General features: G+C 40.0%; 21 protein-coding genes and 3 tRNA genes. All 24 read right to left on the bottom strand.

The genetic code is table 11. The annotated features are described in order from the left end of the window. Window positions 1-238: 238 nt before the first annotated feature. A complete protein-coding gene (locus tag ABZB17_RS13430) occupies window positions 239-1042 on the bottom strand; it encodes a hypothetical protein (RefSeq protein ID WP_372650855.1) in 804 nt (267 codons plus the stop codon). A 361-nt stretch (window positions 1043-1403) separates the two neighbouring features. After that, the gene (locus tag ABZB17_RS13425) at window positions 1404-1574 is read right to left on the bottom strand and encodes a hypothetical protein (protein WP_372650854.1); all 171 of its coding nucleotides are present in this window, start codon (window positions 1572-1574) and stop codon (window positions 1404-1406) included. Between the two features lie 209 nt (window positions 1575-1783). Then, window positions 1784-2008 carry a hypothetical protein gene (locus ABZB17_RS13420; RefSeq protein WP_372650853.1) on the bottom strand — a complete coding sequence of 75 codons (225 nt, stop codon included), beginning with the start codon at window positions 2006-2008 and terminating at the stop codon, window positions 1784-1786. Window positions 2009-2129: 121 nt separating this feature from the next. Further along, window positions 2130-2849: a DUF5131 family protein gene (locus ABZB17_RS13415; protein WP_372650852.1), complete on the bottom strand. Its 720-nt coding sequence runs from the start codon at window positions 2847-2849 to the stop codon at window positions 2130-2132. A 5-nt stretch (window positions 2850-2854) separates the two neighbouring features. After that, the gene (locus ABZB17_RS13410) at window positions 2855-3415 is read right to left on the bottom strand and encodes a hypothetical protein (protein WP_372650851.1); all 561 of its coding nucleotides are present in this window, start codon (window positions 3413-3415) and stop codon (window positions 2855-2857) included. Then, window positions 3415-3819: a hypothetical protein gene (locus ABZB17_RS13405; protein ID WP_372650850.1), complete on the bottom strand. Its 405-nt coding sequence runs from the start codon at window positions 3817-3819 to the stop codon at window positions 3415-3417. The genes ABZB17_RS13410 and ABZB17_RS13405 overlap by 1 nt, the downstream gene beginning before the upstream one ends. Beyond that, on the bottom strand, window positions 3816-4085 hold the full coding sequence (locus ABZB17_RS13400; RefSeq protein ID WP_372650849.1) for a hypothetical protein: 270 nt from the start codon (window positions 4083-4085) through the stop codon (window positions 3816-3818). The genes ABZB17_RS13405 and ABZB17_RS13400 overlap by 4 nt, the downstream gene beginning before the upstream one ends. Then, a complete protein-coding gene (locus ABZB17_RS13395; protein WP_372650848.1) occupies window positions 4082-4432 on the bottom strand; it encodes a hypothetical protein in 351 nt (116 codons plus the stop codon). Before ABZB17_RS13395 ends, ABZB17_RS13400 begins: the two co-directional genes overlap by 4 nt. 41 nt (window positions 4433-4473) lie before the next feature. Next, complete coding sequence (locus ABZB17_RS13390; protein ID WP_372650847.1) at window positions 4474-4992, bottom strand: hypothetical protein; 519 nt, start codon at window positions 4990-4992, stop codon at window positions 4474-4476. Window positions 4993-4994: 2 nt separating this feature from the next. Continuing rightward, window positions 4995-5402 (bottom strand): hypothetical protein, encoded by a 408-nt coding sequence (locus tag ABZB17_RS13385; protein WP_372650846.1) that lies wholly within the window; start codon window positions 5400-5402, stop codon window positions 4995-4997. An 11-nt stretch (window positions 5403-5413) separates the two neighbouring features. After that, entirely contained in the window at window positions 5414-5596 is a 183-nt protein-coding gene (locus ABZB17_RS13380; RefSeq protein ID WP_372650845.1) for a hypothetical protein, read from the bottom strand. Window positions 5597-5646: 50 nt separating this feature from the next. Further along, window positions 5647-6576: a DUF2829 domain-containing protein gene (locus tag ABZB17_RS13375; RefSeq protein ID WP_372650844.1), complete on the bottom strand. Its 930-nt coding sequence runs from the start codon at window positions 6574-6576 to the stop codon at window positions 5647-5649. A gap of 278 nt (window positions 6577-6854) precedes the next feature. Further along, window positions 6855-7778, bottom strand: coding sequence for a hypothetical protein (locus tag ABZB17_RS13370; RefSeq protein WP_372650843.1), 924 nt, complete (start codon window positions 7776-7778; stop codon window positions 6855-6857). An 8-nt stretch (window positions 7779-7786) separates the two neighbouring features. Beyond that, complete coding sequence (locus tag ABZB17_RS13365; RefSeq protein WP_372650842.1) at window positions 7787-8128, bottom strand: hypothetical protein; 342 nt, start codon at window positions 8126-8128, stop codon at window positions 7787-7789. Continuing rightward, window positions 8128-8922, bottom strand: coding sequence for a DNA methyltransferase (locus ABZB17_RS13360; protein WP_372650841.1), 795 nt, complete (start codon window positions 8920-8922; stop codon window positions 8128-8130). Before ABZB17_RS13360 ends, ABZB17_RS13365 begins: the two co-directional genes overlap by 1 nt. A gap of 3 nt (window positions 8923-8925) precedes the next feature. Beyond that, on the bottom strand, window positions 8926-9243 hold the full coding sequence (locus tag ABZB17_RS13355) for a hypothetical protein (protein ID WP_372650840.1): 318 nt from the start codon (window positions 9241-9243) through the stop codon (window positions 8926-8928). Window positions 9244-9246: 3 nt separating this feature from the next. Then, entirely contained in the window at window positions 9247-9693 is a 447-nt protein-coding gene (locus tag ABZB17_RS13350; protein WP_372650839.1) for a hypothetical protein, read from the bottom strand. A 42-nt stretch (window positions 9694-9735) separates the two neighbouring features. Continuing rightward, window positions 9736-9957, bottom strand: a complete 222-nt coding sequence (locus ABZB17_RS13345) for a hypothetical protein (RefSeq protein WP_372650838.1) — start codon at window positions 9955-9957, stop codon at window positions 9736-9738. A 31-nt stretch (window positions 9958-9988) separates the two neighbouring features. Continuing rightward, window positions 9989-10804, bottom strand: a complete 816-nt coding sequence (locus tag ABZB17_RS13340; RefSeq protein ID WP_372650837.1) for a recombination protein NinG — start codon at window positions 10802-10804, stop codon at window positions 9989-9991. 35 nt (window positions 10805-10839) lie between these two features. Continuing rightward, window positions 10840-11217, bottom strand: coding sequence for a hypothetical protein (locus tag ABZB17_RS13335; RefSeq protein ID WP_372650836.1), 378 nt, complete (start codon window positions 11215-11217; stop codon window positions 10840-10842). A 400-nt stretch (window positions 11218-11617) separates the two neighbouring features. Further along, window positions 11618-11691: transfer RNA gene (locus ABZB17_RS13330), tRNA-Met, on the bottom strand. A 115-nt stretch (window positions 11692-11806) separates the two neighbouring features. Further along, a tRNA-OTHER gene (locus ABZB17_RS13325) sits at window positions 11807-11946 on the bottom strand. Window positions 11947-12420: 474 nt separating this feature from the next. Continuing rightward, window positions 12421-12534, bottom strand: a tRNA-OTHER gene (locus tag ABZB17_RS13320). A gap of 163 nt (window positions 12535-12697) precedes the next feature. Next, a partial coding sequence (locus ABZB17_RS13315; protein ID WP_372650835.1) for a DUF4494 family protein occupies window positions 12698-13135 on the bottom strand: 438 nt, incomplete at its 5' end.

The following is a 13135-nucleotide window of genomic DNA, read 5'->3' as shown; positions in this document are numbered from 1 at the left end:
TACATTTTTCGGTCTTGTTCTGTTAATCGCCTCATAATTTTAAAAAGATTGCTAACAAGCAACATAAGTAATTGCTTGTCAAGTTTATACTAAATTATAAAAGTTTGTGGTTCGCAACTACTCATGTTGCAAGCCGTTAGCCACAAATGCTACTGAGGTGGCTCGTATTAAAGTCTGTTGGTATTTGACCAAAAAAGAAAAAAGACAACGCGCATCAGGTTTTACAAACCTGTTTAGATTAAAGGCCGCAAAGTCCATCACATTCTTCAATTAATTCCGGGAATAAACTCGGATGAAAACTAAAGTCAATATCTCTAAGCGGTTTTCTGTGGTTGCTTAAAAATGCACTTGCTTTCAGTTTTGGGTATTTCCTTATTTTTTCATCAAACTCGCAAGCTGTTTTAAACTCTTTTGGAAATTCCTTTTTAAATCGCTGCCAGTACCGATCTGAATGAAACGGGCAAATTAAACAGGCACTTTTACCTGGTTCTTTAATTCCGTTTACTTTAAACCAGTTTACAATAGCATCTATTCTGGTTTGGCTTTCTACCAATGGATAGTAATGTTCAATGTATTTTACGTTGCTTTCCTTCATGCGTTCCATTTCATCAAGTGAAATTCCAATCCATAATCGAACACGCTTTCCATTTCTCACTTCTTGTAAATATCTGCGAAGCGGTGCAATTTTATAATCAAAAGTGCATTGTCGTGTAGTTAAGCCACCGTTTGCAAGTTTTAGCGGTAATTGTGCAACTCTACTGCGCTTACCTTCCAAATAGTCTAAAGTATCTTGCATAATATTTCCGGCAGAAACAACTATAATATCAAAGTTGTATTTGTCTTTTACATACCAAATCAACCAATCCAAATAATCATAAACATATTTTGGCTCGCATCCGGTATCTGAGATTACTGCAAAATCAGGTTTGTATTTAAAAGCATTTTCCAAAGATCGCAGCAACATATAACTACTTTGCTTTCCTGCTCCCAACGAAATAACATTTAAAAAATCATCCCCCTTTTTTTCTTTTTTTACTTTCATTCTCGTATCAACTTTAGTTTGTAAAATCCGCATCAGATGGCTAACACGTGGCAAACGGCATTAAAACGACCGCTTGCCACCACCGTTAAGAACAACTACCTCCGCTGCGCTGCGGTTATGGCTACATGTCGCTAATAAATTATTCTTTATCATAAGTAAGCAGCACCATAGCTAAAGCAGCTAATATCAATATATAAAGTACCATATCATTTAATAATTTATCAGATTCCGACATTCCCACCATACCGTTGTTCTTAACGGAGGCCGTGCCAACTTAAAACTTCTTTACTACCTGACCGCTACGGTAGCAGTTCTTAACACAGTGCAAACGTAATTGCGGCCTCTGAATAACTAACACGTTTTAAGTTACCTGCTTGTTCCCAGCCTTTAAAATTGAAATAGCTTGCGCTAAATCGTCAACGCATTGTTGAGCTGCGTTAGCAAATCGCTTAGACTTCAATCTTTTGTATTTTTCCAAAACGTCTTTCTGTTCATAGAGTTTATACTCTAAATCTCTAATTATCCATTCCATAATATTTCAATTTTAAATTCTTACACAATCAGGCAACTACGTTTGCACGGCCTCCGTTACCACGCATTTTACTTTGAAACTTATAAGTAAATCGAAAAGCAGTTTTAAGTAAAACGTACCCTTCGGCGTGGTAACACTTTGTATATTGCAAAGCTGTTTCGTTCATTGTTCAACTGTTATGCAAACTCGGAACAATTAAAAACAAAAGCCTACACACGCTTTATCTTGTAACTTGGGTCAGAAGGCTCTATAATAATGCAAGGTATTTCTTTACCAAAGAAGCCATAAGTGCTTTTATCTGCTATGCCAGCTTCAACTATATTTCCACACATATTATGACAGCATCGGATATAAACGTCTGTATCATCTGCCACGCCTTCTAATTGTTTTCTTAATTCACCTACTTTTAAGTATTCATAACTTTTTTCTTCCATCTCTATTTTTGTTTTTAATTAGTATTTCAAATCAACTGTATCGGTTATTCACGCTTCGACAACATACAAGTTGCCGTTGTAACACATTAAAACGTGTTTACAACAAATTCAATAAACGCCACTATGGAGGGCCAATAATTCGTTTCAGGTTGTCTTTTACCTTTACTTTGGTATGTGCTTCAAGTCGTTGAATAAGATCGATAACCTTTTCTTTTGATGGTTCCGGCAGATTATTATTTCCACTATCGGCACCAATATTTACCTGACAGGCCAAACAGGTTTCTATCAAAAAATTGAGTTCATCCAAATCGAAGTCCATTATTGGTTCGATGGTTACATAGGTCCGGTTATTAGGAAAGCCCCACCTGAATTCGTGTACTATTTCGTTCATCCAGTGTGCGCGATCTTTGGGCAATGGACAATTACGCATTTGTGTAGTGTAGTGCCTGTTGGTTTCGATAGTAGTACAAATAGAGAAGTCGAGTAAATCAAGTTCGTACTGGAATTCGAGTAAACGCTTCGGGTTTTTGGTTTGGAAAAGGTATTTGTTATTAAACCTTGCACAGTAGGCCAGAATACGACGTATTACATCAGCCGGAATAGCTTCGGCAAATAAATCGTTCTGAGCAGCTACGAAAATAAAGTTATCGGCTCCGAGGTTGGTTTTTAGCTCTTTTTCCTCCAGTCGTGGTTCGCCCGAGTACTTTGATTTGATACCCGGATAGCGCATTAATTTGTTTGTGCTGCAGTACGAACACCGATGAGGACATTCGCCGGCCAGTGGGTTCCATGTATGCGTAACCCATTCGTACATGTTTCCTTTGCTTTTGTTGAGTGGCATAGTTGTTATTTTAGAAGTGATTCAAAATATCCCTGCTCATCAATGCGTTTTAGAAGTGATTGTCTTTTTTTGTACAATTCCTGTTCTTTTTCATCGATTTGTTCTTCCAGTAACTTAATCCATGCGCCAGTTTCAGAAATACCTTGTTTCAAGGCTTCTTCTCTGGTTTTAAAGTGGGTGTTATCGTACATGGTAATTCCGTCGAAAGTAGTGTTAGGCCATCCGTACTTATCGGTGTGAGATTCGATAAGCTTACCATCTTCGCAGTAGAACACTGGAAGCTTAACCTTAAGTTCGTCGTGTCCTTCTATAATCTCTTTTATTTCTCCGGATTCAACTAATTCGTGCAACTTATCCCATATAAACAATCCTTCTTCGTATCCTTCGCGTTCCAATGCTTTACGGCCTTTGTTCCATGTATCGAGAGCATATTTTATTTTTAGTGTCTTTTTGTTAACAGAAAATAGATCGTGGCATAACGGAGAACCAACGGCAATGTATTCGCCATGATCGCCGATAGAATAATCAGTGTTGTTTAAAATTTCTTTTAATTTACGTGCTTTCATTATAGTTTAAATTCTTTAATTGATAAATCGTTGATGAGGTTTTGGAGGTGGTGAAGGAAGTTTCCTTGTGCAATAACTTTATCGGTACCGCATAGTAATACACGAAATACATCTTCGCCATTGTAACGGACCATTATATTTTTAGCCGGATGGTAAAAATCGTGCCGGTTGATTTGTTTAAATCCAAGTTTTTCAATACGGGTTTCATTTACAATTACCGGGCGTAATTCGGAAAGCTTTCGTACTTCCACATAATCGCCGTTAAGCGGATGGTGAAATACTACCCGGCAATAGTTGGCACTTACTGATTTTATGGTAACCTGTGATTGACCGGTTGTAACAGTATTGCCGGGGCGTAGTTGATCGGCAGGAATTTCGGGAAGATCGCGGTAACGTAGGCTCATACTGTTTCGTTTAAGTAAGGTGAATCGCCATAAAGCCGGGAAGCACAGGTGCCGCATAGTCCGATTTCGGCCACCATTGGGTGTTTATGTCCGCAACCCCGGCACACGGTAGGATCGGTTTCGTACTCGCGGTCGATTAAACGTTGTTCGCGTATTCTGAATTCTTCTTCTTCGTTGCGAACAATAATTGTTAAGGCACGAACTACCAGGTAGCCGGGAATACTGGCAATAGCGAGAATTAAAAGGATTACATTTAAAGTTTTCATTTGCTTAGTATTTTAAGTTTTTCGCGGGCAATCATCCATAGTTTCGGCTGTAATTTCTGGTAGTGTTCGTCTTTGCCGTATTTGTCTTTATAGTCTTTTAACTCAACCAGTCGTTTAAGAATATCGGCCGATTCGTTATTGTGCATTTCCTGAAGCATAAGGAAAATGTCGTTAATATTTTCGCGTTCGGGTTTTTCGAAGTTTACCCATTCGCCACCGTACAGGAAGAAGTGCCAGGTACGGATTAATACCATTCGGAAATAGGCGAGAAACAGGATGATAAACACCGGAATCAGCACCAGTATTCTCCAAAACAGTCTTTTCTTTACGATTGTTATCTTTTTCATTTGATTAGTATTTTAGGTTTAAAAAATCCGAGTTTCATGGATTAATCTTTTTTAGTTTGTGGAAATTCTTCGGGGTGTTCTTCCTTGTAAATTCCGCAAATGGTTTTTAGTTTTTTTGAGAATTGTTCTTCTTTCTCGAAATGCTTCATCCATTTTTGCGACACTTCACAAAATTGTTCAACATTGTCGGTATTAACCAGTGCTTTAATATCAGCCATGAGGCGTTTTTCTTTCTCCTTTAGTTTCTGGTAGGTTGATCGGGAAACGTAAGACCCCCTCCGTCCTGCGGACACCTCCCCCTGAATGGGGAGGGAACAGCCTTCTTTTTTCATTTTCAGTATCCAATCGGGAATTGGTTTGATATGGTAGTATTTCGCTATGTCGTATAATGATTTTTCGAAGTGCTTTTGTCGCTGTTCCTCAGTACAGTTGTGGTATTTTAATATTCGTGTTTCTTCGGTATGAGGAACGCCATTATCGGTAGTTGACATACATACAATTACACCGGCGTAATCTTTTTCTATTCCGGAATCGGCTGCTAAAAAGTATCGTTTTTTCATGGTTAAAATAAATCTTCGTTATAGTGTCGTTTTTGTACTCCAACGGGTAGCCGGCGAATGCTTATCATGTGTTGATCGTAATATTTCCACTCGAAATTATCACCGGTGTAACCCATCTTGTCCCATAAAATTTCTTTTTTAAGTTTTTCTATTTCTGTAATATCTATGCAGAAACCTTGCTTTAGCTCTTGTTTTTGTTGCAGTTTGTCGCTGTTGCTAAATTCGTCGTAATCGGTGTATCGGTTAAGAAATTCAATCATTTCGTTAACATTGTCGATAACAAGTATTGAATAGTCGTGACTTCTGACTTTATTTTTGGGTCGATTGGGTTTTGGATTCTTTTTGGGCGTTACTTTCCGGTGTAACATGGAAATCACGAACGCTGACTTTTTTGATATATTTTGTGCCATAATTCGTCGCTTTAAATGTGTTTATCACCTGAACAGTTATTAGCTTGCCCTGTCTTTCGACCTTGTTCGAAATAGTAGTTTGCTTTTGATTTGTCGCTTACAAACTCCCCAGAGAAGAAAGGTCTGTTATTCCACATCTCTTTAAACTCATCGCTGTAATCGGGTGCTTTATCTATTTTATAAACCTTTGCCATAAAAATTTTAAGTTTATCCCCCTCACCAAACGATGAGGGGAATGGTTATTTTAAAAATCTTCCCAAAGAATAGGCGTACCTTTTTTGTACACTATTTTAGTTTCGACAACATGACTGGATGATTCTTTTATGTCGTCAATATCAGATTCGCGGAAACATCCGTTTTCGGGATTCTCAACATCGTACACATAGTTTTCGTCCAGAATTTCGGTGCCGAGGTTATGGATTGTTGAATCTTCGCGAAGGATGCGAACCGGCTCTTTTAGCTGTTCTTCTGAAAGAGGTTTACAAAATTCAAGCAGATCGCCAAAAGTGATGTTTTCTTTCAGCTTTGACCAATCTGTAAAGTTTGAGGTATCGGTGTAGCCGTGTACTTTTGGGTGTACTGTTACGCCAAGAATAATCCAATCGTCGGCTAACATATCGGTTTGAGAAGCCAACCACGGAACAAATTTATCGTCGGCAGTTTTCATTCCAATCCACGGCAACAATGAATTTGCCCCTTTCGGCAACACTCCTGTTTTGCCATCAACATATATCAACCACATACCTTTTCCATTCCAACCGGAACGTTGCACTTTGTGTCCGTTTTTTAATGCTTCAAGGGCCGAACCAAACGACATTCCATTTTCGCCGTTATCTTCACCGTTAAAAGCATATCGCCAGTTGCGCGTGTTAACGTTTAGTAACATTATGGCCAAACCTGGTTCATGCTCTCGAACCGGTTTGTAGGCTTTTTCGAATACGTGTTTTGGCGACCATGATGTATAACCATCTTCGTACACTACTTTGTAACCCGGAGCATTTTCGCCTTCGTATGGTTCGCCTTTTTCCTGTTTAAAGCTTACCATATCCATTGCTACGGCTCCGATAATTTTAACGCCTATAAATTGTGGTAAACCTCCGTAAAGTGGACCGGGAGAATGAGGTATATCACAATCGCATTCTGCTTTTTTAATAATTTGATTTTTCTTGTTCATTTGTTTGAATTTTAATTATTAGAATAGAGTAGGATGTCCTACTGTTTGATTTTTCTGTGATACTTTCGCCCCCCTTTGTCCTTCGGACATTTCCCCCTGAAGTGGGGAAAGAACAGCCTTCGCATTAATTTTAGTGTTTTGTTGTACGGCCCAAAACATTACGGTTCGGTAGGCGTATGGAAGCAGGTTTAAATGCGATTTATTCCATGTAAACCCGCGTTTCTCCCAACGCCGGATAATTCGTTTTTCGAATCGGTTGTATGACAGGTACCAGGCGTTCATGCGATAGCTTGTTTATCGAGTTCGTAACTGATGTTTACTTTTCCGAACGACATACGCAGGGCGTTTCTCCACACGGCAAGCAGGGCTTTGTCGTTTTCAATCTCGGCAATATCTTTTTGTTTTCCGCGAATTACGAGTGTATTGTTTTCGAGTTTTGCCGGACGGATAAGCAAAAAGCGGGTGTAGTGGTCGGTGTTGTTTTTAAGTATTCCGTACATTACCTTCCATTTTACCAGCAGGTGCGGTGGACAATTTATGCCTTCGGTGGTTTTGTTGTCCCAGTTTTCGGCCACACTGTCCACATTCTCGATTGGCAGTCCGCGTGAGTTTTTCCATCCAACGCCTGAATAGTGGTTGAAAAAGGCATTGGTAACGGAAACCGGGTTTTTAAAATTCTTGAAATAAAAAATTTCTAAAACAGGAAAAAATCTCTGTCTAAAGAGAGATTCTTTACTTTCTTCTATTTCTTTATATTCTTTAGTTTGTCCTTGTGCGTGTCCTTGTTGCTGTCCCGTTTCTGTCCTTACTTCTGTCTCTTTTTCGTCCTTGTTGCTGTCCTTATCACTGTCGCGCTGTTCAGTATTTGCCGGGTTAAACTTGTTGTAATTCAGTATAATTATAACAGTTTCACCGTGTCTCTTATCTCGGCTTATCATTGTATCTTCGGCGAGTAGTTTTAAGAAGCGGCTTACCTTGTCTTTTGACCAGCCCCAGCGATGCGCCAAAAAACGCACAGAAGCGCGTAATTCGCCCCGGTTAATTTTGATCATTTTCATGCGGATTAGCAGCTTTTCGGGTTCGCTTTCGAAACGAGCTGAAGCGATAAGGTCGAGCCATGCTTCGGCAGGTGAAAAGGTGCGCTGTTCGGTCCAGAAGTTGTGTTCGAAATATTTACGCGATAAGCGGATAAAACCAGCCATAGAGATTATTATTTCTGAGTTATTAAAAAATCATACAGTTTTGCAGGTGTTGAAAGGTCGATGAGGGTATCATCTTTTTCTTTTACCATACCGGGCTTGTATTTGCGGCCAAAATCGAGTTCGAAACAGAAATATTCGCACCATGTCATTCCGCAAGTATCGCGGAAGGTATCGCCCATACATTCGTGAATTACCTCCATAAGCGTATTGGTAAGAAAATGGTTTGGGTAAAGTGTGTTTGCACTGTCGGCTTCGGGAAATACCTGGCTGAGTAGTTCGGCATTTTTACTGTCGAGGTCGTATTGTTTTTGCAGTGCTGTTATGGCTGCTATGAATACTTGTTTTTTCATTATTCAAAGTTTAGTGTTGGATAATTCTTACTTATAGCTGTTTTGGCATAACCGAATTGTTGTATTTCTTCCTGTGCTTTTAAGAAGTTTTGGAAACGTTCTTCGGCCACTTCGTATTTGTAAGGATCGATTTCGCAAATGTCGAGGTCGAAGCCCAATATGTAACAGGCAAAAGCATGAGAGAAAGAGCCTCCGTGTGTGTCGAGTATTTTGAATCCGGGTTTAGCGAATTTGTTCAGGCAGAATTTGTACAGTTCTACCGGTTTTTCTGTTTCGTGAATTTTCTCCAGTCGTTTGCTGTTATCGCCGCCTTTATTGGAGTAGCGAAATATTTTAGCCGGATAATCGAACGAGGTCCATGCTATTTCAACCTGTGAGAAGTTTTCCCAGGGCTGCACTTTATCCCAAACTACGATACAACGGGTAGGAGGCAGGTCAAAGTAATTACCGCCCCAAATGATTTGATTTTTACTAACACGGAAAAGCTCTTTAAAATATTCGGGTGAAGGTGGTTCAGCATCCCACGAACAATCTGACTGATTAAGAAAACGGTTACGCAGCTTTCCTCTGCCATCGTTTAACCTGTTTTTTGCTTTTTTGCGTACTTTAACGGCCACACTCTCGGCAGGGTATTGTCCTTTTTCGTTACGATTGGGAGAAGAACCCATATTCATTTTATGTGCTCCGATACCGTATTGTGGATCCACAATGGCGAGATCGTAAAAATTATCGGGAATATCTTTCATAAATTCCTGACAGTCGATGAGGTGTCTATTTATAGTAGGTTTGCTCATTTACTATGAAACTTTTCGGATTTGCGCTACCGGAAGGATAATTTCTTTTATTGCGGCAAGAAGCTCGTTAACCGGGGTAAAGTAGTTTACTCCGCACTTATCGCACAGGTGTCTATATAGCCTGTCGGCATCCTGTACAGATGTTTGATAGCTTAATGCTCCCTTGGTTGATCGGTAACCAGCTTTATCTACTTCGTAACCCACATGACGAAGATGTTCAACCAATTCTACTTCGTCGAGATCGGCTACATCTACGGTGTAATCAATATCAATCCATTCGTTGATATGAGCTTCGGTCGTTCCTTTTATTTTTTTACCCATGATTTAGTTATTAGAATAGAATTTTTGAATAACAGCAATAGTGTTTACCCGTTGAGTTTCGATAATATCTCCGGGTTGAAAAGCATCGAGTTTAAACCGCATCCAGTATTTTTTAGGATTAGCTTCCAATTCGTTTAAATCGTCCTGAAGGCATTTTTTCGAAAATTCGTCCTGTTCGTTTTCGATGAGGTATTTTAAACGCTCGTGTTCGTTTTTGTTTGTTTGATTAATGTTCATAGTTTTATTGTGTTTATTATTAAAGAATCGGCGTAAAACGTAGCCTCTGGCAATGCTTATTGCGGTGAAATAAAGTGAGATTGTAATATTCTTACCCGGACTGGATGAAATACCCAACGGAGGGAAGATAACGAACAGCGATAGCAGCGAAATAAAGTAGCCTACTGCGGTGTTTGTTATCGATTCTATTATGGATTGTTTTTTGGTTTGCATTGTTATTTTTTTTGAAAAGGTTCGACTATCTGTCTTGTTGAACTAAATATCTACATAGTTTTTATCTATAAATCCGTAATATGTAAGTACCCCAATAAGCCAATAGATATTATTATCAATAGAGTACATTGTATTATCCAATTTGTCCGAAACGGCATATCCTCCACCATCTTGAAATTTCACATTACATGTATCATTCCAGTAATTATTGTCTGTTAGCTTTTCGAAGCCATTATTCTCTAAAAATGATATTACTTTATCCATATCGTTTGTTTCAAATAGTTTCAGTGGAGAACTAAGCCGAAGCCCGTTCCACATCGTTTAGGTACTGGTTAAATTGTTCGCTTGTGAATACCCAAATCTTTTCTTTGGTTAAGAACTTATAGGTATTAGCTATTTCAATTATTTCGTTGCGTAGGAGCTTTGTATTGGCCTTTTGGCTGTGGGCATGTAGTTTATGCAGGTTGTGGATGTATTTTTGTCCGTGACGGACGATAAGACCCCTGTTATACCCTTTCTGATTGCTTCCTAACAGTGCGTTGCAGTGGTGGCATTGTCCGTGAATATTTTCGGGCATAAGGCGCATTTCGGGTGTAGAGCCAACAGAATAGAAATGCCCGGCTTCTTCGACTTTTCCGGTGGTACACGAAATACAATTATTACCATAAACGGCTTTATCGCGTTTACGGATATATGGATTTACTATTTTTTGCTGTACGTAAATAACAAGTTCGTTTGTTGGCAGATCGAACCACTTGCGGCCTTGTTTACGTACTTTTGGTTGCGAATTATTGATTTGTACGTTGTGGATAGTAGGTTTTACGCGAATTTGTTTTTTTTGCCGTTTAATTTTAGGGTAATTATTGTTTATTGTTTCGGCTCCGCGTCCACCGGTTCCGGCCTCTTGTTTGCGCTGTTCGGCAATTTTAACCTGTCGTTTCTCCTGATACCTTTTAGCGTACTTTTGTTGTTTCTCCAGCTTAATCCGGTTTTCGCACACCTTACACCTTTTGGGACGGATACTGGTAAAATTTGGGTTCCAACGGAAAGTGTTATTACAATCCGGTTCGGAGCAGGTTATCTCTATTGTTTGTTTAATTATTGCAGCCATTTGTCGTTGTTTTTTATTTTTCTTTTTTCGTGCCATTACAATTCAATGTCTTTATCGATATACACCTTTAATCGGTTGTTTCGTGGTGAGAAGTGACAGTGAAAAGGATTGGGTTTTTTAACCAGATCCTCCATTAGCGAAAGCGATGCGGGTTCGTCGGCAAAAAGTATCTCTACGGTATAGAAATTCCCATCGTCGTAATAACAGTATTCAATACCTGTTCTCCATTCGAAAAAATTGAGCAATACCTGTTTCGGATGAGGTTTTATGCGCGACGGTGTATCTTCTTTGGCTGCCACAACCTTTTTTTTAGTAGGTCGCCTTATACGGGCTTTTTTCTCGGGCTTTTTGTTAAAGTCGATGACTTTATAAGTTGGATTTCCGTGAAGTGGCAATTTTGTTTCTACTACCATAGTGGTTTGTTTTTATTGTTAATACTTGTGGTAAGGTTGAAAAAACTCCCCCGACCGTCGCCAGGGGAGAAACCTAAACCAACTAAACCTAATAGAGCGCCGACTGGCGCAGTATCTTTTAAAAAGGGTAGCTGTTGAAGTAAAGAGTCTCCGGTCGTTACTTATCATTAAAAGAATCTGCAAATCCAAACCCCTATTTGTAGATGCGGCGCTTTTTGTGTAGTGAATGCTACCCTTTTTGTTGTCAAAATTTATCAGAACAATTGCCGGTCTTTCCCGGCTGTCGGCATTTACGACGTGCTGGTTATTTCTTAACCTCAATAAACGGTCGCCGCTTCGCCCTGTCTGCAACCTAACCAATACCCTGACAGGTTTTACTTAACGTATTGGCCTTGCTATGTAGCGAGGGCAGGATTCGAACCTGCGGCCTTTGGGGTATGAACCCAACGAGCTACCGGACTGCTCTACCTCGCGATGTTGCATGCTTTCAATCCAAATTTTCTACGTACATGCAGTGAAGGTTCCAACCTAACGCGGACCGAGTATGTATTGTCCATTCAACTCAGTTGTTCACCAATGGGACAGTGAGTGGTACCGACAGGACTTGAACCTGCACCTTGTAGTGACCATTACAAGTAGGTAGCTGGCATCGAACCAGTCTTTCTGAAGGTGTTCTTATGATTACCTATCGAGCCGAACCTTAGCGTCTACCAATTTCGCCACGGTACCAACCAACCACTTCCGAATTGTTCCTATTCGGCAATCCTCTTGTGGCTGATTATTTCGTTACGGAGAGGTTTGCTACTAATCTTTCACCTCTGGTATAATTCGACTGTCCCTCACTATTTACCCCGGATCAGACAGCGTTTCCGGTAGTCGTCATTTATCGTATCTTATGCCCTCCCTTATACTTTTAGTGGAAGATCAACCTCTCCTTTCTGTGTGGTTCAAAACCAAAGGGGCCAACTCCCCTTAATTTGTCTCCGTGTCGTGCCTACATGCAGGGTTGTATATGGTTTCTGACAGGCGTTGTTATTCCTGAAATTCGACTGGTCCAACTTTTCCTAAACCAATCGCCCAAAAGCTTTGCTCAGAAGGCACTATTGCTATATTTTCAATATTTTAAAGAACTCTGCAATTAATAGGAAGAAGGGAGTTACTGTTATTCGCTCCGATCTTCCTATGATTATTGAATTGCTGCTGTGTCGGATACTGGACTCGAACCAGTGACCTTATCGGTAATTCCTTCTCATAAAAGAGCCCAATTCTTTTTAGCGGAATTCAACCGATACGCTCTACCAACTGAGCTAATCCGGCAAGTGGTGGGCCTTAGATTGTTGAAATAAAACAAAAAACCTCTGTTATTAAATTGAATGTGATTTGCCCACCTGTTTAACTTATTAGAACGCCGCCGGTTAACCTATACACCGCGAGGTTGTTATCCTCCATCCCTTCAGGGTGTCCCTCCCCCGAAATATTTTTAGTTCGTTTTTTCTACTGGTTCTTCATATCCATTTTCTTCTGAAAAGGGAGTAAAAACATCGGGGCTTTCTGTTTTTTCTACCGGCACAAAACCTTCGGGTACCTTTTCTGCTGATTCGCGTGGTTCGTATGGAAATACATCGACGATAGGACTGATAGCCATTGATGTTGTATGGTATGGAATTACCAGGTATTCCAGACTTTTATCCAATCGGGCCAAAGCTTCTTTAATATTGTCGGCCATAATGAGGTAATGCGAGGTAATGCGTTTCTCCTTGCCGGCTTCCTCGTCGATTGTTACCAGGTGAATTGTTGCTTTAAACCACCATTCTCCATCATCGTAAGGAAATACCTCGGCAATTCGCGACTTGGTGATTGCATCGATAGCGAATTCACCACCTTTAACTAATTCCTGCATTTTGCCAATGATACGGGC

The organism is Draconibacterium sp. (assembly GCF_041583095.1).
Taxonomy (GTDB): domain Bacteria; phylum Bacteroidota; class Bacteroidia; order Bacteroidales; family Prolixibacteraceae; genus Draconibacterium.
The sequence above is the reverse complement of the archived record's forward strand: the minus strand, read 5'-3'. Positions and strand labels throughout refer to the sequence as shown.